Source organism: Burkholderia sp. SIMBA_051 (assembly GCF_046534915.1).
Classification (GTDB): domain Bacteria; phylum Pseudomonadota; class Gammaproteobacteria; order Burkholderiales; family Burkholderiaceae; genus Burkholderia; species Burkholderia ambifaria.
The window spans coordinates 131,775-150,408 of the sequence record NZ_JAWRXS010000017.1 but is presented as its reverse complement, the minus strand read 5'-3'; the positions used below and the strand labels follow the sequence as shown (position 1 = coordinate 150,408).

Sequence of the window (18,634 nt, the reverse complement as noted above, 5' to 3'; positions counted from 1 at the left end):
CGGCTGGCAGGATTCGAACCCACGACCCCTTGGTTCGTAGCCAAGTACTCTATCCAACTGAGCTACAGCCGCACGCAGAAGCGGAAGTATAGCAGAGTCGTATAAAAAGGGAAGCCTTCTTCGCAAAATATGTCGCACGATCTTGCGTGGCCGCGTTCGTGTACCCTTGAAGCATCGATCATCCAGGTTTTGAATCCGCATCATGAACAAGGCGTTTGTCAAAGAGTCGGACGGTGACGACGACGATCTCGACCCGAGTCAGCCCGCGATCCCGGCGGGCACCAAGAACTACATCACGCCGGCCGGCCACAAGCGGCTCAGGGACGAGCTCCTGAACCTGATCGACGTCGAGCGTCCCGAGGTCGTGCGCCTCGTGTCGTGGGCCGCGTCGAACGGCGACCGCTCGGAGAACGGCGACTATATCTACGGCAAGCGGCGGCTGCGCGAGATCGACCGCCGGATCCGCTTCCTGACGAAGCGGCTCGATCTCGCCGAAGTCGTCGATGCGAGCCGGCAGGAGAACGTCGACCAGGTGTTCTTCGGCGCGACTGTCGACTACGCGACGCCGGACGGTGAGGATCACACCATCACGATCGTCGGGATCGACGAGGTCGATCTCGATCACGGTTGCGTCAGCTGGATCTCGCCGGTCGCGCGGGCGCTCATCAAGGCGAAGATCGGCGATACCGTCACGCTGATGACGCCGGCCGGCCCGCAGCCGATCGACGTGCTCGACGTTCGCTATCCGGCGCCGGGCAACGCGTGAAGCGACGCATCCGCGCCACGCCGCGCTGAAACGAACAAGCGCCCCGGGTGGGGCGCTTCGTCATGACGGTCTTGGCCGCACGGCCTACGCCGATCGTATCGCTCAGAAGCGGTGGCGCATGCCGGCCGTGACGGCGATCTGCTTGTTCGTCGACGACGCGGCGCCGAGCCCGTTGATGTTCGCGCCGATCGCCAGCCCACTGGCATTGACCCGCTGGTATTCGCTCTGCAAGTACAGGTCGGTGCGCTTCGACAGCGCATAGTCGGCCTGCAGGTTGAACTGGTGCCAGCTCGGCGTCTGGCCGTCGAGACGACTGTCGGTGTACGTGTACGAGCCGGCGAGCGAGAACGCCGGCGTCAGCGCGTAGCGGCCGTTCACCTCGTAATTGTTGAAGCGCGTGCCGCCGGCGAGCGGGATGCCGGTCGACACGCCGGACTGCCCGGCGCTGATCCCGGCCGAATTGGTCAGGCGTGTCTGCGTGAACACGAAGCCGGCCGTCGCGGGCCCGAACGTGTAGTTCAGGCCTGCGCCCCACGTGCGCTGCCGGCTGGCCGCGAAGGTCCAGTCGCCGGCCACCGCGCCGGGGTCGCTGGCCGCGAGCGCCAGCGCGTTGATGTTGTTGTTGAGCTGCAGGTACGCTGCCGCGACGTTGAAGCCCATGTAGCTGTACGACGCGCCGACGCTGTACGCGCGATTGTTCGCGAAACCGGTGGAATTCGAGAAGCCGTACAGCCCGCCGAACTTCAGGCCGCCGTAGTTCGCGCTCTGGTACTTGACCGAGTTGTTGATCCGGAACGAATTGTTCAGGTTGTCGTTGTCGAACGGGTGCGCGAACTGCGTGCCGCCGTACTGGGTGCCGGTCAGCGACAGCGGGCCGAGGTAGTCGACGACGCTGTCGTACTGGCGGCCGAGCGTGAGCGAGCCGAAGCTGTTGTGCGCGAGCCCGACGAACGCCTGTCGACCGAACTCGCGACCGTTCTGCTTCAGTGAACCGTTGTTGATGCCGAAGCCGTTTTCCAGCGTGAAGATCGCCTTCAGGCCGCCGCCGAGATCCTCGGTGCCGCGCAGGCCCCAGCGACTGCCGTTGATCGAGCCGCTCGTTTCCTGCCACGCGCTGTGACCGTGCTGGTTGTTCGTGTAGGTGATGCCTGCATCGATCAGGCCGTACAACGTGACGCTGCTTTGCGCATGGGCGGCGCTGGCAGCCACGCCCGCCAATGCGGCGACGATCAGGGTCTTTTTCATGATCTGTCTCCAAACAGGATGATGTCGATCGAACCTGCTGTGGGCATCGGCGGCGTCACCGGTCGGCGACGCCGTGCGCGTTGGCGCGGCACCCTCGTCGGAAAACCATTTGCAGTGTACGGAGCGGCCTCGGCGCGGAGGAAAACCGCTTCCTGCAATACTGTATTTTGAATCGCGCAAAAATGGGTGCATGCGCGGAGCGCCGCGTCCAGCAAGACTTTGCTGCGGCGCAGCGGGCGGAAATACTACTCAGGACTGCGTACCAGGCGTTGCGCGAGCGCGACAGGCCTTCAGTGGCAGACGAGGGTAGGCCTAGCGCGATTATTGACACATCGGCAATAGAGGTTTGTGTGGAGCATGGATAATGAAAGGATGTTCTCTCGCTATACTGCGATCTCTGCTTTCCGAAGCAGACTTTTTCGTTGACGGAAAAGATCTCCAAACCTTTGTCGGCGCGACTTCCCAGTCGCGCTTTTTTTTTGCCCGGTCTTCCCGATCTCTGCTGGCCTTACTGCATGTACGAGCGTCGCTTGCGCTTGGCAGCCGGCGGCGGATCCTCGGCTTCGGCCTGCGGCGGCGTATAAGTCCAGTCTTCCATCACGTAGTGCCGAGCGTCCAGCGGCGACGCCAGCAGGTTCTGCCAATGATCGCCGTGCCAGTTCGGATCGAACTCGGTATCGCACGGCGCTTCACGAGGCTCGGCCAGCGCGCGGGACTTGCGGCGTGCGCGTGCGAGCCGGCTCGCGAAGCGCTTGATTCCATCCAGCCACATGACCCTTCTCCTTCCATTGCTTGGCACCAGCATCGCAACGTCCCCCGCTTTTCGCAACCCGAAAAAACCCGAGGATTTTACCGACCCGTTTTCTCTCGGTAGGTTTTTCACTGCATTGATTATTGGGGATCTGATCCCGGTAATATTGACAGGTTTTTGATGCGAATCAATTAATAAAAGAGGATGGTGTACCGATTCCAGTGGTATTGACGTCTTTTTGATAAAGAACGCCTCAAAAATTTTCTTGACGCACCCGGATTGTCCAATTTATAAAGTGAGCACTCCGTCCCCGGGCGGAGCGCTGGGGGTGGGTATCGGCGCGCCGTTGCGGGATTTCGGGAGGCGGCTATATCAGTAGCTTTTTTGATCTAAACGAGTGGGGAAGAAAGGTATGGATACCGGTATCGTAAAATGGTTTAACGATGCTAAAGGTTTCGGCTTTATTACGTCAGACAATGGCGGCGAAGATTTGTTTGCGCACTTTTCCGAAATCCGGATGGACGGCTTCAAAACGCTGAAGGAAAACCAGCGCGTTTCCTTTGAGGTGAAACTCGGGCCGAAAGGCAAGCAGGCAGCGAATATCCAGGCGGTCTGACGCGCCACGCACTGCCGATCACGTCCGGCCCCCGCATCGCGGGGGCTTTTTGTTTTTTTGGGGCACGAAAATGGGCCGCCGGCGAATCGTTTCCGGTTCGGACTGGTCCTGAACGTGCATGCCGGTGCATACTCACGAAAGCACCGTTTCCCTGCATTTTTCATGTCCGATTCCTGTCCGTCCGATCCCGCCTGCGAGCAGCCGCTCGTCTTCGTCGACCTTGAAACCACCGGCGGCTCGTCCGCCGAGCACCGCATCACCGAAATCGGCGTGGTCGAAATCGGCCCGCTCGGTGTGTCGACGTGGACGACGCTGGTCAACCCGGGACAGTCGATTCCGCCGTTCATCCAGCAACTGACCGGCATTTCGGACGACATGGTGCGCGACGCGCCGTCGTTCGCGTCGCTCGCGCCCACGTTGTTCGAGCGGCTCGACGGCAAGCTGTTCGTCGCGCACAACGCGAGCTTCGACCGCGGCTTCCTGCGCGCGGAATTCGAACGTGCCGGCATCGCGTTCAATCCGGACGTGCTGTGTACGGTGCGGCTGTCGCGCGCGCTGTTTCCCCGCGAGGCGCGGCACGGTCTCGATGCGCTGATCGATCGGCATGGCCTCGTTCCCGCGGCCCGCCACCGGGCGCTCGCGGATGCCGATCTCCTTTGGCAGTTCTGGCGGCAGTTGCACGAGATCGTGCCGCTCGAGCGTCTGCGCGACCAGATTGCGCGTACGACGCGCCACTTCCGTCTCGCGGGCGGCATGACCGAAGCGTGGCTTGATACCGCGCCCGCCGGATGCGGCGTGTACGCGCTGTTCGGGGAGGGCGACGAAGCCCTTTACGTCGGGCGCAGTGTGCGGGTGCGGCAGCGCTTGCGCGCGTTGCTGACCGGCGAGCGGCGCTCGTCGAAGGAAATGCGGCTCGCGCAGCAGGTGCGGCGAGTCGAATGGCGGGAGACCGGCAACGAGCTGGGCGCGATGCTCGCCGAAGCGCAGTGGATCGCCCGCCTGCGTCCGTCGCACAACCGGCGTCCCGCGGCCGACAAAGCCCGTGCGGGCAATGCGGGCTGGCCGTTCGACGGCGCGGTCGCATTCGAAGCCGGCGACGAGCGCCGCCTGTTTCACGTGATCGACGGGTGGCGCTATCTCGGTGCGGCCGAATCACTCGACGCGGCCCTGCGGCTCGCGGCCGACGGCCTGGACGGTGCGTACGAACCCCATACCCATCGCCTGCTGCAGACCCATCTCGCGCGCGGCCTGCAACTGATTCCGCTCGCGGCGCTCACGCCAGCCGACTGAGTGCCGCGTGCCGCGGCGCGCGGTGGCGCGTCGTCAGCCGATCGCGCTGGCGCCGCCGGCCGAGCATACGTGCGACAGCGCGGTGTCGAGCGCCTGCGAGCGGCTCGCGTCGTAGCGGGTGAGCGCCTTCCAGTTCGCGATGCTGCGGGCGAGCCGCGCCTGGCAATCGGGCGCGTCGCGCAGCGGCGCGATCCGTCCTAGGCCGGCCAGCATCTTTTGCGTGAGCTGGTCGAGCGCCGGCCGCGTGCTGGTCGCCAGGTCGGGCGGCGTGCCTTCGGGCGGCCGCGTCGCGCGCCAGGTGGCAAAGAGCGCGTTCTGCACGTCCTTGCTCGCGGCGATCTGATCCTCGAAGAACGTCCGCGCGAACGCCGGATCCAGGCCCGATTGGGCGGCGCGCTTCTCCACCGATGCGAGCAGTTCCGCTTCGCGCGGCTGATCCTCGATCGCCTTGTGGTTCGCCCATTTCCAGCGTGCGACGGGTTCGGCAAGCGCGATCCGCTGCGACGCGAGTGCGACGAGGTTGGTGAGCGCGGTGTCGTCGCCGTCGGCGCGCGCGACAAGCGGTGACGAAAAAAGGGCGACGCCGAGCGCGGCGACAGCGACGCTGGCACGAATGGCTTGTTTCATCGGAACGATCGATCGGGAGAGCCGGGCGGGCCGGAGGTGGAAAACCAGAAGGATAGACGAAGACAGTCGCGCGGCGAAACGACGCGACAGAAGAATCAGCGGACGCGCTGACCCGGCACCGTCAGGCCGTTGCAGCCCGGGTGCGAAGCGATCTGCGCCGAAAACGCAGCGATGAACCGCATGGTCTCGATCGACACGCGGCGGTTACAGAACCGGACGCAGGTTCACTTCGGCGAGTACAGCTTGTGCTGCTCGTCGAAGAATGCCCGGACGTGATCGGGCAATTCGGCGAGGAATTCCACGCCGACGGGTTCCGGATCCGGGCTCATCACTTGCTCGGGCGGGGGCATGCGAGTTGGTCTTTCGTCCATGGTCGTTTCTCCAGCAGGTCCAATAATTATCAACCTCGCGCTCGGATTTGTGCCAGCGGCGAATCGTTAGATTTTGTCTCTGTTGTATTAACGGCACATGCGCTGCGGCGCGCCGTGCGATGCCGACTATTGCCTCCGGCTCAATCGGCAAGCGGCGGGTGCTTGCTATACTTGCGCGCACTTTTTCCTGGACCGCGATGAAACGGACGACGCGATGGATCGGCCTCGTATGGCTGGCGCTGGTACTGAACGTACTGTCGCCCGTCATCGGCTACGCGCGTCTCGCGTCGAGCGGTTCCGGCGAGCTCACGCTCGAGCTGTGCAGCGCGGCAGGCGCGCGTCAGGTCACCCTCGCGCAGTCCGGCGACGATCGCGGCGCAGCGTCGTTCGACCATGCCGGCGTGCCGCACTGCGTGTACTGTCCCGGCTTCGCGTCGAACGTCGCGCTCGGCGCGAGCCTGCCCGCGTTGCCGGGTTTCGTGCGCGCGTTCGCATACCGGGCGGCCGCCCCGGCCGTTCCCGATTTTCCCCGCAAGGGCATCCGCCTCGCGCAGCCGCGCGGTCCGCCTGAAAACGTCCCGATCTGATTGACATCGTTCGCGCGCCCCCCGTGGCGCGCGTGCCGCCCGCGGCCCGGTCCGCGCGCCGCGCCGTAGGCGCGCGGCGCGTCGGCCCGCGTCCGGTGGCTCCCGGTCACGTTTTCAGGAATTCATCCATGTCGTTCACCTTCGCCGCGCGGCCGTCGCGCGGTCGGCTCGCGCTCGCGTGCGCGGCCGCTTTTGCCTGGCCCGCCGCGCAGGCGGCTGCGATCGATCGCGCATCCGCCGAGCCGGTGCCCGGCGGCTCGGGCAACCCGGCCGGCCGCGCCGCATCGGTTGCCGCGGTCGTGCCCGCGCCGCCGGGCGACACGCTGACCGAGGTCAGCGTCACCGCCCGGCGGCAACCCGTCGATCCGGATACGCCGGCCGTCGTCGAGTCGATCACGCGCGAGCAGATCGACGCGCACATCAACGTCACGACCGAGGACGCGCTGAAGTACGCGCCCAACCTGATGGTGCGCAAGCGCTACATCGGCGACCGCAACAGCGTGTTCGCCGGCCGCGACTTCAACGAACTGCAGAGTGCGCGCGGGCTCGTGTATGCCGATGGCCTGCTGCTGTCGAACCTGCTCGGCTCGAGCTATGCGTACCCGCCGCGCTGGTCGCTGATCGCGCCCGACGATATCGAGCGCGTCGACGTGCTGTATGGCCCCTTTTCCGCGCTGTACCCCGGCAACGCGATCGGCTCGACCGTGCTGTTGACCACGCGGCGGCCCGACAAACTCGAGGCGTCGCTGTCGACGCAGTTCTTCACGCAGCGCTATCACGACGGCTACGGGCTGGCGGACAGCTTCGGCGGCAACCACCAGACCGCGCGGATCGCGAACCGGATCGGCAAATTCTGGTTCTCGCTGTCGCTCGACCGGCTGGAGAACGACGGTCAGCCGATGCAGTATGCAAGCCCCAATTCGGCGTACAACCCGAAGCTTGGCGCAGCGGTGCCCGTCACAGGCGCGGCCACCGACATCGGACCCAACGGCAAGCCGCGCACGATCGTCGGTGCGCAGAACATCGAGCGTACCGAGCAGCTCAACGAGACGGTCCGGATGGGCTATGCGTTCACGGACCGCGTGGACGCGACGCTGACGCTCGGGCACTGGGAGAACCATTTCCGGCAGCACGGCGAGACCTTCCTGCGCGACGCGGCCGGCAATCCCGTCTACGGCGGCAATGTGTCGATCGGCGGCCGCAACATGACCGTCGCGCCAAGCGCGTTCGCGCCGCAGCGCGGCGACCAGGAGAACTGGCTGTACGCGCTCGGCCTGAACGGCCGGCTCGATTCGGGCTGGCGGCTGTCGGGCGTGGTGTCCGCCTACGACGTGTCGCGCGACGTGCTGCGCGCGGCATCGACCGCGCAGGGCGGGGCGGGCACGCTGTTCCAGGGCGACGGCACGGGCTGGCGTACGCTGGACCTGAAGGCCGAGGCGCCGGAAGTGAAGGGCCATACGTTCACGTTCGGCTATCACTACGACAACTATTTCCTGCGCAACGTCACGTACAACACGGCCGACTGGCTGGCCGGGCCGACCACCTCGCTCGCGAGCGTCTACCAGGGCGATACGCGCACGCAGGCGTTGTTCGCGCAGGACGCGTGGCGTTTCGCGCCCGGCTGGCTCGCGACCCTCGGCCTGCGCTACGAGCGCTGGGATGCATACGGCGGCGCGCTCGGTAACGCGGGCGGCACGGTCGGTTACGCGGACCGCGGCGCGAATGCGCTGTCGCCGAAAGTCGCGTTGCAGTGGGACGCGACGGATGTGTGGCGCTTCCGGGTGTCGTTCGCGACGGGCACGCGCTTCCCGACGGTCGGCGAGCTGTTCCAGGGCACGATCTCGAACAACGCGATCGTCAACAACAACCCGAGCCTGCGGCCGGAAAAGGCGATCGACTGGGACTTCACGGCCGAGCGCGACGTGGGCGTCGGCGTCGTGCGCGCGAGCGTGTTCCAGAGCGACCTGCGCGATTCGATCTACAGCCAGACGACGGTGTCGGGCGCGTCGACCGTCACCAACATCTCGAACGTCGATCGCGTGCGCGTGCACGGCGTCGAACTCGGATTCAGCGGCCGCAACGTCGGGCTGCGCGGGCTCGACATCGACGCGAATGTGTCGGCGAGCAATGCGCAGATCCTGGCCGACACCGCGAATCCCGCGTACGTCGGCTCGCGCTTTCCACGCATCCCGCGCATGCGCGCGAACCTGCTCGCGTCGTACCGCTTCGACGAGCACTGGCTCGCGAGCGTCGGCGTCCGGTACTCCGGTCGCCAGTTCAACACGCTGGACAACAGCGACGTGAATCCGGACGTGTACGGCGGCACGAGCACCTTCACGGTCGTCGACCTGAAGGCGCGCTACCGGTTCGACCGTCACTGGACCGCGTCGGTCGGCATCGACAACCTGACGGACCGCCGCTACTACGTGTTCCACCCGTATCCGGGCCGCACTTTCTTTGGAGAACTGAAATGGTCGCTGTGAAATCGTTCGCGGCAGGCTGCGCGCTGTGGCTCGCGGCGCTGTCGCCCGCCGGCGCGCACGACGCACCGAAAACCGCCGATCCGCATGCCGCGCACATGAGCATGCAGGCCGCGCCGGCGCAACAGAAGCAGCCGCTCGCGACCGGCGCCGCGTTCGACGCGCGGCACCGCCTGTGGGTCGCATGGGTCGAAGGCGCGCACGTCGTCGTCGCGCACTCGGACGGCGCGGGCCGCACGCTGTCCGCGCCCGTGACGGTCAACGCGATGCCCGAGCCGATCTACACGAGCGCGGAGAATCGGCCGAAGATCGCGACGAGCCCCGACGGCCGTGCGGTGTACGTGTCGTGGTCGATGCCGCTCGATGCGCCGTACACCGGCATGGTGCGCTTCGCGCGCTCGCTCGACGGCGGGGCGACCTGGAGCGTGCCCGTCACCGTGCATCGCGACCGGCAGGCGATCACGCACCGCTTCGACATGATGGCCGTCGATCCGGCCGGCAATATCGCGATCGCGTGGATCGACAAGCGCGATCTCGTCGCGGCGAAGGCGGCGGGGCACGCGTATGAAGGCGCGGCCGTCTACTACGCGGTGTCGCGCGACGGCGGCGCGTCGTTCGAGCCCGAGCGCAAGGTGACCGACCATACGTGCGAATGCTGCCGCATCGCGATGGCGATCGATCCGGCCGGACACATCGAAGGCGTGTGGCGCAACGTATTCCCCGGACAGATCCGCGACCATGCGCTCGCGGTGCTGCCTGTGTCGGCGTCGGAGCCCGTCGTGCCGGTGCGTGCGACGTTCTCGAACTGGCATGTCGAGGCCTGCCCCGAGCACGGGCCGGCGCTTGCGATCACGCCCGACGGTACGCGTCATATCGCGTGGTTCGGCGTCGTCGATGGCCGCGCCGACGTGTTCTACTCGCGCATCGGCGCCGATGGCCAGCCGCGCGGCACGCCGTGGGCATTCGGCGCGAATCCGGCGGTGCCGGCCGAGCAGGCATCGCATGCGGCGCTCGTCGCGCACGGCGACGTCGTCTGGCTCGCGTGGAAGGCGTTCGACGGCGACACGATGCAGATCAAGCTGCGCCGCTCCGACGAGCGCGGCGAGCACTGGTCGGCGCCGCGCGTGATCGCGTCGACGTCGGGCGCGAGCGACAATCCGCAACTGCTCGACGACGCGGGGCGCATCTATCTGTCATGGCGTACGCGTAACGACGGCTACCGGCTGATTCCCGTGGAGGGCGCGCAATGAAACGGCTGACGGTATTGATCGGCGCCGTGCTCGCGAGCCTGCCGGCGTGGGCCGGCGAGCTGCAGCCGCTGCGCGTGGCCGAGGTCGCGAAGTTGTATGCGACGGCGCACGAACGGCCGCTCGCGGTCGAGATCTGGTCGCTCGATTGCGGATACTGCCGCGAGAACGCCGCGCATCTCGTCGCGTGGCAGCGCCGGCATCCGGACGTGCAGCTCGCCATGGTCGCGATGGACGCTTATGACGACAACGGCACCGCGATCACCCAGGCGCTCGCGCAAATGAACCTGCCGCCGCAGGTCGCGCAGTATGCGAACGCGGAGCCGATGCCCGAGCGTCTGCGGGCGGCGCTCGATGCGGGATGGCGGGGAGAAATGCCGCGTACCGTGTGGATCGGTCGCGACGGCGCACGCGAAGCGCGCAGCGGATTGCTGACGACCGACGTGCTCGACGGCTGGTCGCAGCGCGGCAAGCGCCGCTGAAACGGAAGGCGGCGCGCGGGATGTCGCGCGCCGCTTCGATGCGAAAACGAACGAGCGCGCCCGAAGGCGCGCGAGAAGATCGTCAGGCCGCGCGCCTGAATAGCCGGATCACGAACAGCAGGACCACGGCGCCGATGACAGCGACGATCACCGAGCCGATGAAGCCGCTGCCGATGGTGATGCCGAGCATCCCGGCCAGCCAGCCGCCGATCACCGCGCCGACGATACCGACGATGATGTCGACGATCAGGCCGAACCCGCCGCCCTTGACCAGCAGGCCTGCCAGCCAGCCGGCGATCGCGCCGATGATGAGCCACATAATCAAGCCATGAGTCATGGTGATCCTCTCCTTGTATTGAGTCGAAATGACCGGACGTCGGCTGTTTCGCCGCAAGCTGCAGGAAGGCGGCATGCGACCCGCCGCGCCGCCCACGCAATGTAACGCGATAGACGGGTCGGAATCGTTAAGTAATGTTATGCACCCTTAACGGCTTTTTCCAGGGGATTCGTCTGCCTACGGCGCGACGGGTGCGAAGACGATGCGCGACGAAATGAATTCGTAAGGAGTGTGATGTCAGCCCGGCGGTGTGTCCTGCGTCATTGTCCGCAGGGTGGCGCCGGTGCGCCCGTATCGGGCAGGCCGTCGCCGGCATCTGCAATCAGGCGGGTAACGGTCGCCGTATCGCCGATCGTCTCGATCGCCAGCAGCGCGAAGCGGGCGAGAAAGAGCGGGGCGTCGGTTTCGCCGATGCGGGTCATCGCGCGGCACAGGTCGGTGTAGAGAATGTCGCGTTCGGTGTCAGTCATGGTCATCATGCGTTCTCCTGAAGATCGGCTGACGTGCGCGGATGGAGCGCACCCTCGAGTGCTGCGCTTAGATCGGCGGGGCGTGCGTCGTGCCAGCGGCCGAGCACGTGTCCGTCCGGACGCACGAGGTAGACGGTGCCGTCGCGCGCACCGTACAGGTCGAACAGCCGGCCGTCCGCATCGTAGCCGTTGCATCCCGGATGTTGAGGCGGCGCATGCCGCGCGAGCGTCACCAGCGCGAACGGTATGCGGGCGTCGTGCAGGTGGCGCTCGAGTTCGGTGAACGACGGATCGGGTGCGCCATCGCGCGTGAAGCGCAACGCCGTGAAGCATGGGCCGACGAGATCGGTCAGATGGCCGCGGCGTGCGCTGCCGGCGTTGCCGATGACGCGCGACGCCGCCTGCAGCATCAACGGACACTCCGCGAGCACCGTGCCGGGCGCCGGTCCGGCCGAAAACGCATCGCGCTCGTCCGCGTTGAGCGGCGACGCCGTGTACGCGATGGCCGTCGTCTGGCGCGGATTGATCAGCGAACGCAACGCCGGATGCCGCACAGCAAGTGTCAGCACGGCCTTGCGCATCAGGTCGAATGCGAACGACGGCGGCGCCATGAACTCGGTGCTCTTGGTGCCGTAGCGCAGGTTCTCGTGCGTCGCGAACACCCGCTCGTCCGAATAGCTGTCGAGCAGAGCGTCCGACGCGAGGCCGCGAATCACGTACGCCAGTTTCCACGCGACATTGTCGGCGTCGTCGATGCCCGAATTCGCGCCGCGCACGCCGAAGATCGGCACCAGGTGCGCGGCGTCGCCGCAGAACAGCACGCGGCCGTGCCGGTAGCGTTCGAGCGTCAGCGCGTTCGCCTTGTAGATCGTGATCCAGATTGGCGACCACGCGCCGCGTTCGCCCATCATGTCCAGCAGGTTCTGCACGCGCGGGATCACGTTCTCGGGCTTCACTGCTGCTTCGGGATCCTCATCGTCGCGCAGCTGGTAGTCGATCCGCCACACGTTGTCGGGCTGCTTGTGGACGAGCACCGTCGAGCCGGGGTTCGACGGCGGGTCGAAATACGCGAGCCGTTCGGTCGGCCGGTCGCTGTCGAGCGCGATGTCGACGATCACGTAGCGGCCTTCGTAGCTCGTGCCCTGAAGCGACAGGCCGAGCGCATCGCGCACCGTGCTGCGCCCGCCGTCGCTCGCGACGATCCAGTCGGCATCGAGCGCGTAGCCGCCGAGCGGCGTGTCGATGTCGACGCGCACGCCGTCCGGGTGCCGCGTGACGCCCGCGACCTTCGCCTGCCAGCGGATCTCGATGAGCTCGGGGCGGCGCAGCGCGGCATCGAGCAGAAACTGTTCGATGTGATACTGCGCGAGGTTCACCATCGGCGGCAGCTTCTGGTTCTCGTCCTGCGGCATCGTGAAATGCAGCACCTCGTCGCGACGATGGAAGCTGCGCCCGCCGCTCCACGGCAGTCCGACGCGCAGGAAGTCGTCGAGCGCGCCGAGCCGCTCGATGATCTCGAGGCTGCGTCGCGAGATGCAGATCGCGCGGCTGCCGTGACAGACCGAGTCGTCGGCTTCGAGCAGCACGCTGCGGATGCCGTGGTTGGCGAGGCCGAGTGCGACGGCGAGACCGACCGGCCCGCCGCCGACGATCGCGACGCGGTGCCGCTGCGTATCGACACCGCCGCGGCAGGTCGGCAGGTGCGCCGGATGACGCGCGGCGACGAACGGATATGGCTTGAATTCGATGCCCATCGTTGGCTTCCAGGTTGCAGTGAGCGGACGCACGCGCGCGACGACGCGACGCGTGCGGCGGGTCGATGCAGTATGGAAACCGCGCCGGTCACCGTTGTCCCCATTCCGGGTACGGCGAACGGCTGGCGGTGGGTCGGGATTTACCCCGACGCGTTCAGGATCGGCGCGCGCCGTTCACGGTTGCAGGCACAGCGCAAACAGCTGGCGCTGGCTCGAGATGCCGAGACGCCGGTACGCGCGCTTCTGGTAGGTGACGACGCTCGACGCTTTCACGCCGATCGTGTCGCCGATTTCCCGCGCGCTCAGGCCTTCGAGCACACCGCGCAGCACGTCGAGTTCGCGCTTGGACAACGCCGGACAGGCGCCGCGCAGCCGCGCGAGCATCAGTTGCGGGATGCCGATCTGCGTCGAGCCCGCGAGCGCGTAGTGATGTTGCGCCGCCTGCGCGATCAGCGGCGCGAGCGTTTCGATGGCTGCGATCTCGCGCGGCTGGAATGCGCCGCTGCGATGCGCGCGATACAGGTTGATCGACAACCAGGTCGAGTCGTTCGGCTGCATCAGCAGCGCGAGGCGATCGGATACGTCGGGGCCGCGATAGCAGGCCGCGCGATACGCGTCGTGACCGATCTCGTCGCCGGCCTGCTGATGCAGCAGCACGTCGCGGCGATGCGCGCCGCGACCGGCGGCCGAGACGATCGTCTGGTTGCCGTCGAGCGCATAGAAATGTCGCGCGTAGGTGTCGGCGACATCGCGCAGGTAGCGGCCGCCGCGATGATCGGCGACCGACACGGTGCGCGGCCGGTTGCCGAACTCGTACGCGAAGATCGTGCACTGCGTGACGGACAGCGCATCGTCGAACAGCTTCAGGATTTCCGCGGCGAACGCGTTCGGCTCGCTGCCGCCGATCGCGGCGACGAGGCCGGTCGCGCGGCGCACGTCCAGTTGCCCGCTGAGGTTCGGTCGCTCGAGACGCCAGGTGCGCATGAATGCAGGGGGAGGGCAGGGTGATCCGGCGATTGTAATCGGCGGTGCGCGGGGTGGGAGTCGGGGGATGCCCGCAAGCGAAAACGACGGGGCGGGCGCACGATTTCGTGTATCGGAAACGCGGCCCGAAAAAACGCGGCTGAAAAAGAGAAAAGGCCTGACAAGCGATGCTTGTCAGGCCTTTATGTCTTGGTGCCGGAGATAGGAGTCGAACCTACGACCTTCGCATTACGAATGCGCTGCTCTACCAACTGAGCTACACCGGCAGCAGAGAAATGAAATTATATGGTCAAATCCGAGATCTTGGCAATAGGTTTTGCGAATTTTTTTCAGCTTGCTGCCGCTGCTTCACGAAACCATCGATCCGGCGGACTTCCCGCTTTCACTTCACTGCGACGCAGCCTGTCAGGGCCACATCGCGAAGGCGCGATTGTACTGACGTCTCGCCCCTTCGTCCAGAGCTGCGGGGCGAATTTATTTGCCTTCGCCTTCGGCGTGATAGCTGGTCACGCGCTCGACTTCGTTCTTCGAACCGAGGAAGACCGGCACGCGCTGGTGGAGGCCGGTCGGCTGCACTTCCATGATGCGCTGCGTGCCCGTCGTCGCGGCGCCGCCCGCCTGTTCGACGATGAACGACATCGGGTTCGCTTCATACATCAGGCGCAGCTTGCCCGGGCGATCGGGCGTGCGCTTGTCGGCCGGGTACATGAAGATGCCGCCGCGGTTCAGGATCCGGTGCACGTCGGCCACCATCGACGCGATCCAGCGCATGTTGAAGTTGTCGCCGCGCGGGCCGTCCTTGCCGGCGTTCAGTTCGTCGACGTAGCGCTGGACCGGCTCGTACCAGTGGCGCGCGTTCGACGCGTTGATCGCATATTCGCGCGTATCGGCCGGGATCTGCATGTTGCTTTGCGTGAGCACCCACGAACCGACTTCGCGGTCGAGCGTGAAGCAGTTGACGCCGTTGCCGGTCGTCAGCACGAACACCGTTTGCGGGCCGTACACCGCGTAGCCGGCCGCGACCTGCTCCGTGCCCGGCTGCAGGAACGATTCCTCGGTGGCCTGCTTGCCGTCCGGGCAGCGCAGCACCGAGAAGATCGTGCCGATCGACACGTTCACGTCGATGTTCGACGAGCCGTCGAGCGGATCGAACACGAGCAGGTATTCGCCGCGCGGGTAGTTCGCGGGGATCGGGAAGAACGTTTCCATCTCCTCCGACGCCATCGCGGCGAGGTTGCCGCCCCATTCGTTCGCGTCGAGCAGGATCTCGTTCGACAGGATGTCGAGCTTCTTCTGCACTTCGCCCTGCACGTTCTCGCTGCCGGCGGTGCCGAGGGCTTCGCCGAGCGCGCCCTTCGACACGTTGTAGCTGATCGCCTTGCACGCGCGTGCGACGACTTCGATCAGCAGGCGCAGGTCGGCGGGGAGGTTGTTGGTCTCGCGTTGCTGTTCGATCAGGAACTTCGACAGCGTGGTGCGACGGGCAATGGACATGACTGACTCCGAAAGGCCAAAGAATCCTTGAATGCCCGCAATTTTACCCGCCGCGCCTCCCGCGCCGCCGGCTTTTTTCGTCCGGTTACATGGCCGGATGGCCGATTCGGGCGGGTTCCCGCGTGTGCGGCGCGGCGGATCGGCCCTGCGGCGGCGCCACTGCCGACCGGTCGAACGTGCTCTCCGGCTCCGACCCCGCGAACCTTCAGCCGACAAAAAAGCCGGCGCCGCAACGGAGCGGCGCCGGCTTCTGCGCGCGGGAGCGCGACGCGAATCGCGTACGTGCCGTTACGCGAGCGCCTTCTCGACGATCTCGCGCACGTCGCGCGATTTCGCGCCGGCCGCGACCTGCTCGAGCGCTTCGCGCATCCGGTCGCGCAGCGCCGGCGTGAAGCGGCGCCACAGTTCGAGCGAGCGGGCGAGGCGCGCGGCGACTTGCGGGTTGATCGCGTCGAGCGCGAGCACCTGCTCGGCCCAGAACGCGTAGCCCGAACCATCCGCCGCGTGGAATTGCGCCGGGTTCGCCGCGCAGAAGCTGAAGATCAGCGAGCGTGCGCGGTTCGGGTTCTTCAGGTTGAACGCGGGGTGGGCCATCAGCTTGCGGACTTTCGCGAGCGTCGGCTGGGCGGCCGTACCGCGTTGCGCGGCCTGCATCGCGAACCACTTGTCGATCACGAGCGCTTCCTTCTCGAAGCGACGGTAGAAGTCGTCGAGCGCGTGCGTGGCCGCGTCGTTCGCGCCCGAGGCCGCGGCGGACAGCAGCGCGCCCAGCGCGGCGGCGCGATCGGTCATGTTGTTCGCGGCGTCGTACTGCGCGGTCGCGATGCGCACGGCGTCGGCCGGATCCTCGAGTTCGGCGAGATACGCGAGCGCGAGGTTCTTCAGCGCGCGGCGGCCGGACGCTTCGGGCGTCGGCTCGTATGCGCCGGGCGTCTGGTGCTGCTCGTACGCTGCGAGCCACTCGGCGCGCAGCGCGGTCGCGAGCTGGCGGCGCACGAACTGGCGTGCGCGATGCACGGCGGCCGGATCGGATTCCGCCATCTGGTCGGCGAGATAGGTTTCCGACGGCAGCGTCAGCGCGAGTTCGCGGAACGCGGGCGACAGGTTTTCATCGGTCAGCACGCGGCGGAACGCGGCGACGAAGTTCTCGCCGAGCGTGAGCGGCTGGTTCGCGGCGGCGCGCGCGGCGAGCGTCAGCAGCGCGCGCGTCGCGAGGCGCTGGCCGGCTTCCCAGCGGTTGAACGGGTCGCTGTCATGCGCGAGCAGGAATGCGAGATCGTCGTCGCTGTAGTCGTACTCGACGATCACCGGCGCCGAGAAATTGCGCAGCAGCGACGGCAGCGGCTGTTCCGGCACGTCGACGAACGTGAAGGTCTGCTCGGTGTCGGTGAACTCGAGCACGCGCGTCGTGCCCGCCGCGGCGGCTTCGCCGTCGACGCGCAGCGGCAGGTCGCGGCCGTCGCGGCCGATCAGGCCGATCGCGAACGGGATCAGCAGCGGCCCCTGTTGCGTGTCGCGCGCCGCCGGCGACGCGTCGCCGTAGCCCTGCGAAAGCGTGACCGTGTAGCGGCGTGCGGCCGCGTCGTACGCGGTACGCACCGCCACGCGCGGCGTGCCGGCCTGGCTGTACCAGCGCTCGAACTGCGCGAGATCGCGCCCGTTCGCATCGGCCATCGCGTGACGGAAGTCGTCGCACGTCACCGCGCGCCCGTCGTGGCGCTGGAAGTACAGGTCCATTCCCTTGCGGAACCCGTCGCGGCCGAACAGCGTCTGGTACATCCGCACGACTTCCGAGCCTTTCTCGTAGACGGTCATCGTGTAGAAGTTGTTGATCTCGACGTAGCTTTCCGGACGCACCGGATGCGCCATCGGGCCCGCGTCCTCGGCGAACTGCAACTGGCGCAGCACGCGTACGTCCTCGATGCGCTTGACCGCGCGGGCCGCCGATGCGACGTCGTCGCCCGCCGCCATGTCGGCCGAGAACTCCTGATCGCGGAACACCGTCAGGCCTTCCTTCAGGCTCAGCTGGAACCAGTCGCGGCAGGTCACGCGGTTGCCGGTCCAGTTGTGGAAGTACTCGTGGCCGACCACCGACTCGATGTTCGCGAAGTCGGTGTCGGTCGCGGTCTCGGGGTTCGCCAGCACGTACTTCGTGTTGAAGATGTTGAGCCCCTTGTTCTCCATTGCGCCCATGTTGAAGTCGCCGACCGCGACGATCATGAAGCGGTCGAGATCGAGCTCGAGACCGAAGCGCTTCTCGTCCCAGCGGATCGAGTGGATCAGGGAATCCATCGCGTGACGGGTCTTGTCGAGATCGGCCGGTTCGACCCACACCTGCAGCAGCTTTTCCTTGCCGGAGCCGGACGTGATCTTCTCCTCGATCGCGACCAGCTTGCCCGCGACGAGCGCGAACAGGTAGCTCGGCTTGCGGAACGGGTCTTCCCATTTCGCGAAGTGGCGGCCGTCGGGCAGCTCGCCCGAGTCGACCAGGTTGCCGTTCGACAGCAGCACCGGATAGGCGGCCTTGTCGGCGCGCAGCGTGACGGTGTACGACGCCATCACGTCGGGGCGGTCGAGGAAGTAGGTGATGCGGCGAAAGCCTTCGGCCTCGCACTGCGTGAAGAAGTTGCCGCTCGACACGTACAGGCCGGACAGCGTCGTGTTCTGGTCGGGCGCGCACGCGCTCTCGAGCGTGAGCTCGAACGCGTCGGGCACGTTTTCGACGGTCAGCCCGTGGTCGTTCGCGCGCACCGCACCGTACGGCGCGCCGTCGAGCCGCGCGCCGAGGAATTCGAGCGCTTCGCCCATCAGCTCCAGATGCGGGGTGGGCGCCGCGTCCGGATTGCGGCGCACGCGCATCGTATTCCTGACGATCGTGCGGGCCGGCGCGAGATCGAACTCGAGTGCGACGGAATCGATGAGGAAGGCCGGCGGCGTGTAGTCGGCGCGGCGGATCACGGTGGAGGAGGCGTTGTCGGACATGGTCGTCGAGATCGGAGGGGTGGGGATCGGACCCGCAGCGCGGACCGGGCGAATCGGGCCATTGTACAAAGGCTTGCGGCCGCGCGCCGCAGCGAACTTTTTACCGGTTCGGGCAGTCCGCGTATTATCGGCATCCCGTGCGGTTCGCGCG

17 protein-coding genes and 1 tRNA gene are annotated in these 18,634 nt (G+C 66.6%); 7 read left to right on the top strand and 11 right to left on the bottom strand.

Translation table 11 applies throughout. From position 1 onward, the window contains the following. Positions 1 to 202 precede the first annotated feature (202 nt). Positions 203 to 766, top strand: coding sequence for a transcription elongation factor GreB (gene greB / locus SB771_RS31955; RefSeq protein ID WP_006750853.1), 564 nt, complete (start codon positions 203 to 205; stop codon positions 764 to 766). 102 nt (positions 767 to 868) lie between these two features. Here greB and SB771_RS31950 read toward each other — a convergent pair whose 3' ends face one another. Continuing rightward, complete coding sequence (locus SB771_RS31950) at positions 869 to 2,011, bottom strand: porin (protein ID WP_175660984.1); 1,143 nt, start codon at positions 2,009 to 2,011, stop codon at positions 869 to 871. 508 nt (positions 2,012 to 2,519) lie between these two features. Then, entirely contained in the window at positions 2,520 to 2,783 is a 264-nt protein-coding gene (locus SB771_RS31945) for a hypothetical protein (protein WP_012363306.1), read from the bottom strand. 391 nt (positions 2,784 to 3,174) lie between these two features. On the opposite strand from SB771_RS31945, the gene SB771_RS31940 reads away from it, so the two are divergent. Next, positions 3,175 to 3,378: a cold-shock protein gene (locus SB771_RS31940; protein WP_006750857.1), complete on the top strand. Its 204-nt coding sequence runs from the start codon at positions 3,175 to 3,177 to the stop codon at positions 3,376 to 3,378. A gap of 162 nt (positions 3,379 to 3,540) precedes the next feature. Further along, entirely contained in the window at positions 3,541 to 4,668 is a 1,128-nt protein-coding gene (locus SB771_RS31935; protein WP_175660985.1) for an exonuclease domain-containing protein, read from the top strand. A gap of 33 nt (positions 4,669 to 4,701) precedes the next feature. Here SB771_RS31935 and SB771_RS31930 read toward each other — a convergent pair whose 3' ends face one another. Continuing rightward, complete coding sequence (locus SB771_RS31930) at positions 4,702 to 5,295, bottom strand: chorismate mutase (RefSeq protein WP_175660986.1); 594 nt, start codon at positions 5,293 to 5,295, stop codon at positions 4,702 to 4,704. Positions 5,296 to 5,519: 224 nt separating this feature from the next. Next, positions 5,520 to 5,666, bottom strand: a complete 147-nt coding sequence (locus tag SB771_RS31925) for a hypothetical protein (protein ID WP_006756195.1) — start codon at positions 5,664 to 5,666, stop codon at positions 5,520 to 5,522. Positions 5,667 to 5,863: 197 nt separating this feature from the next. Here SB771_RS31925 and SB771_RS31920 point away from each other — a divergent pair, with 197 nt between their 5' ends. The 4 genes from SB771_RS31920 (at position 5,864) to SB771_RS31905 (ending at position 10,462) form a co-directional block, all read left to right on the top strand. Then, the gene (locus SB771_RS31920; protein WP_175660987.1) at positions 5,864 to 6,253 is read left to right on the top strand and encodes a DUF2946 domain-containing protein; all 390 of its coding nucleotides are present in this window, start codon (positions 5,864 to 5,866) and stop codon (positions 6,251 to 6,253) included. Between the two features lie 128 nt (positions 6,254 to 6,381). Further along, the gene (locus SB771_RS31915; protein WP_175660988.1) at positions 6,382 to 8,736 is read left to right on the top strand and encodes a TonB-dependent receptor; all 2,355 of its coding nucleotides are present in this window, start codon (positions 6,382 to 6,384) and stop codon (positions 8,734 to 8,736) included. Then, positions 8,724 to 9,983 (top strand): sialidase family protein, encoded by a 1,260-nt coding sequence (locus SB771_RS31910; RefSeq protein ID WP_175660989.1) that lies wholly within the window; start codon positions 8,724 to 8,726, stop codon positions 9,981 to 9,983. The genes SB771_RS31915 and SB771_RS31910 overlap by 13 nt, the downstream gene beginning before the upstream one ends. Beyond that, complete coding sequence (locus tag SB771_RS31905) at positions 9,980 to 10,462, top strand: TlpA family protein disulfide reductase (protein WP_175660990.1); 483 nt, start codon at positions 9,980 to 9,982, stop codon at positions 10,460 to 10,462. Before SB771_RS31910 ends, SB771_RS31905 begins: the two co-directional genes overlap by 4 nt. Before the next feature lie 82 nt (positions 10,463 to 10,544). On the opposite strand, the gene SB771_RS31900 is transcribed toward SB771_RS31905, so the two are convergent. The 7 genes from SB771_RS31900 to pepN all read right to left on the bottom strand — a co-directional run bounded on the left by SB771_RS31900 (position 10,545) and on the right by pepN (position 18,483). Next, entirely contained in the window at positions 10,545 to 10,799 is a 255-nt protein-coding gene (locus SB771_RS31900) for a GlsB/YeaQ/YmgE family stress response membrane protein (RefSeq protein ID WP_006753220.1), read from the bottom strand. A 260-nt stretch (positions 10,800 to 11,059) separates the two neighbouring features. Continuing rightward, a complete protein-coding gene (locus SB771_RS31895; protein WP_175660991.1) occupies positions 11,060 to 11,278 on the bottom strand; it encodes a hypothetical protein in 219 nt (72 codons plus the stop codon). Further along, positions 11,275 to 13,023, bottom strand: a complete 1,749-nt coding sequence (locus tag SB771_RS31890) for an FAD-dependent oxidoreductase (protein WP_175660992.1) — start codon at positions 13,021 to 13,023, stop codon at positions 11,275 to 11,277. Before SB771_RS31890 ends, SB771_RS31895 begins: the two co-directional genes overlap by 4 nt. A gap of 174 nt (positions 13,024 to 13,197) precedes the next feature. Next, on the bottom strand, positions 13,198 to 14,007 hold the full coding sequence (locus tag SB771_RS31885; RefSeq protein WP_175660993.1) for a helix-turn-helix transcriptional regulator: 810 nt from the start codon (positions 14,005 to 14,007) through the stop codon (positions 13,198 to 13,200). Between the two features lie 190 nt (positions 14,008 to 14,197). After that, positions 14,198 to 14,273 (bottom strand) — tRNA-Thr (locus tag SB771_RS31880). A gap of 208 nt (positions 14,274 to 14,481) precedes the next feature. Beyond that, positions 14,482 to 15,501, bottom strand: coding sequence for a class 1 fructose-bisphosphatase (locus SB771_RS31875; RefSeq protein ID WP_012363316.1), 1,020 nt, complete (start codon positions 15,499 to 15,501; stop codon positions 14,482 to 14,484). A gap of 288 nt (positions 15,502 to 15,789) precedes the next feature. Beyond that, on the bottom strand, positions 15,790 to 18,483 hold the full coding sequence (gene pepN, locus SB771_RS31870) for an aminopeptidase N (protein WP_175660994.1): 2,694 nt from the start codon (positions 18,481 to 18,483) through the stop codon (positions 15,790 to 15,792). Between the last annotated feature and the right edge of the window lie 151 nt (positions 18,484 to 18,634).

What these genes read in the sequence shown, in the direction of transcription:
- SB771_RS31925 (WP_006756195.1), bottom strand. Translation starts at nt 5,666, where the DNA reads ATGGACGAAAGACCAACTCGCATGCCCCCGCCCGAGCAAGTGATGAGC.
- SB771_RS31905 (WP_175660990.1), top strand. Translation starts at nt 9,980, where the DNA reads ATGAAACGGCTGACGGTATTGATCGGCGCCGTGCTCGCGAGCCTGCCG.
- SB771_RS31910 (WP_175660989.1), top strand. Translation starts at nt 8,724, where the DNA reads ATGGTCGCTGTGAAATCGTTCGCGGCAGGCTGCGCGCTGTGGCTCGCG.
- SB771_RS31915 (WP_175660988.1), top strand. Translation starts at nt 6,382, where the DNA reads ATGTCGTTCACCTTCGCCGCGCGGCCGTCGCGCGGTCGGCTCGCGCTC.
- SB771_RS31930 (WP_175660986.1), bottom strand. Translation starts at nt 5,295, where the DNA reads ATGAAACAAGCCATTCGTGCCAGCGTCGCTGTCGCCGCGCTCGGCGTC.
- SB771_RS31940 (WP_006750857.1), top strand. Translation starts at nt 3,175, where the DNA reads ATGGATACCGGTATCGTAAAATGGTTTAACGATGCTAAAGGTTTCGGC.
- SB771_RS31950 (WP_175660984.1), bottom strand. Translation starts at nt 2,011, where the DNA reads ATGAAAAAGACCCTGATCGTCGCCGCATTGGCGGGCGTGGCTGCCAGC.
- SB771_RS31875 (WP_012363316.1), bottom strand. Translation starts at nt 15,501, where the DNA reads ATGTCCATTGCCCGTCGCACCACGCTGTCGAAGTTCCTGATCGAACAG.
- SB771_RS31920 (WP_175660987.1), top strand. Translation starts at nt 5,864, where the DNA reads ATGAAACGGACGACGCGATGGATCGGCCTCGTATGGCTGGCGCTGGTA.
- SB771_RS31900 (WP_006753220.1), bottom strand. Translation starts at nt 10,799, where the DNA reads ATGACTCATGGCTTGATTATGTGGCTCATCATCGGCGCGATCGCCGGC.
- greB (WP_006750853.1), top strand. Translation starts at nt 203, where the DNA reads ATGAACAAGGCGTTTGTCAAAGAGTCGGACGGTGACGACGACGATCTC.
- SB771_RS31885 (WP_175660993.1), bottom strand. Translation starts at nt 14,007, where the DNA reads ATGCGCACCTGGCGTCTCGAGCGACCGAACCTCAGCGGGCAACTGGAC.
- SB771_RS31895 (WP_175660991.1), bottom strand. Translation starts at nt 11,278, where the DNA reads ATGATGACCATGACTGACACCGAACGCGACATTCTCTACACCGACCTG.
- SB771_RS31935 (WP_175660985.1), top strand. Translation starts at nt 3,541, where the DNA reads ATGTCCGATTCCTGTCCGTCCGATCCCGCCTGCGAGCAGCCGCTCGTC.
- pepN (WP_175660994.1), bottom strand. Translation starts at nt 18,483, where the DNA reads ATGTCCGACAACGCCTCCTCCACCGTGATCCGCCGCGCCGACTACACG.
- SB771_RS31945 (WP_012363306.1), bottom strand. Translation starts at nt 2,783, where the DNA reads ATGTGGCTGGATGGAATCAAGCGCTTCGCGAGCCGGCTCGCACGCGCA.
- SB771_RS31890 (WP_175660992.1), bottom strand. Translation starts at nt 13,023, where the DNA reads ATGGGCATCGAATTCAAGCCATATCCGTTCGTCGCCGCGCGTCATCCG.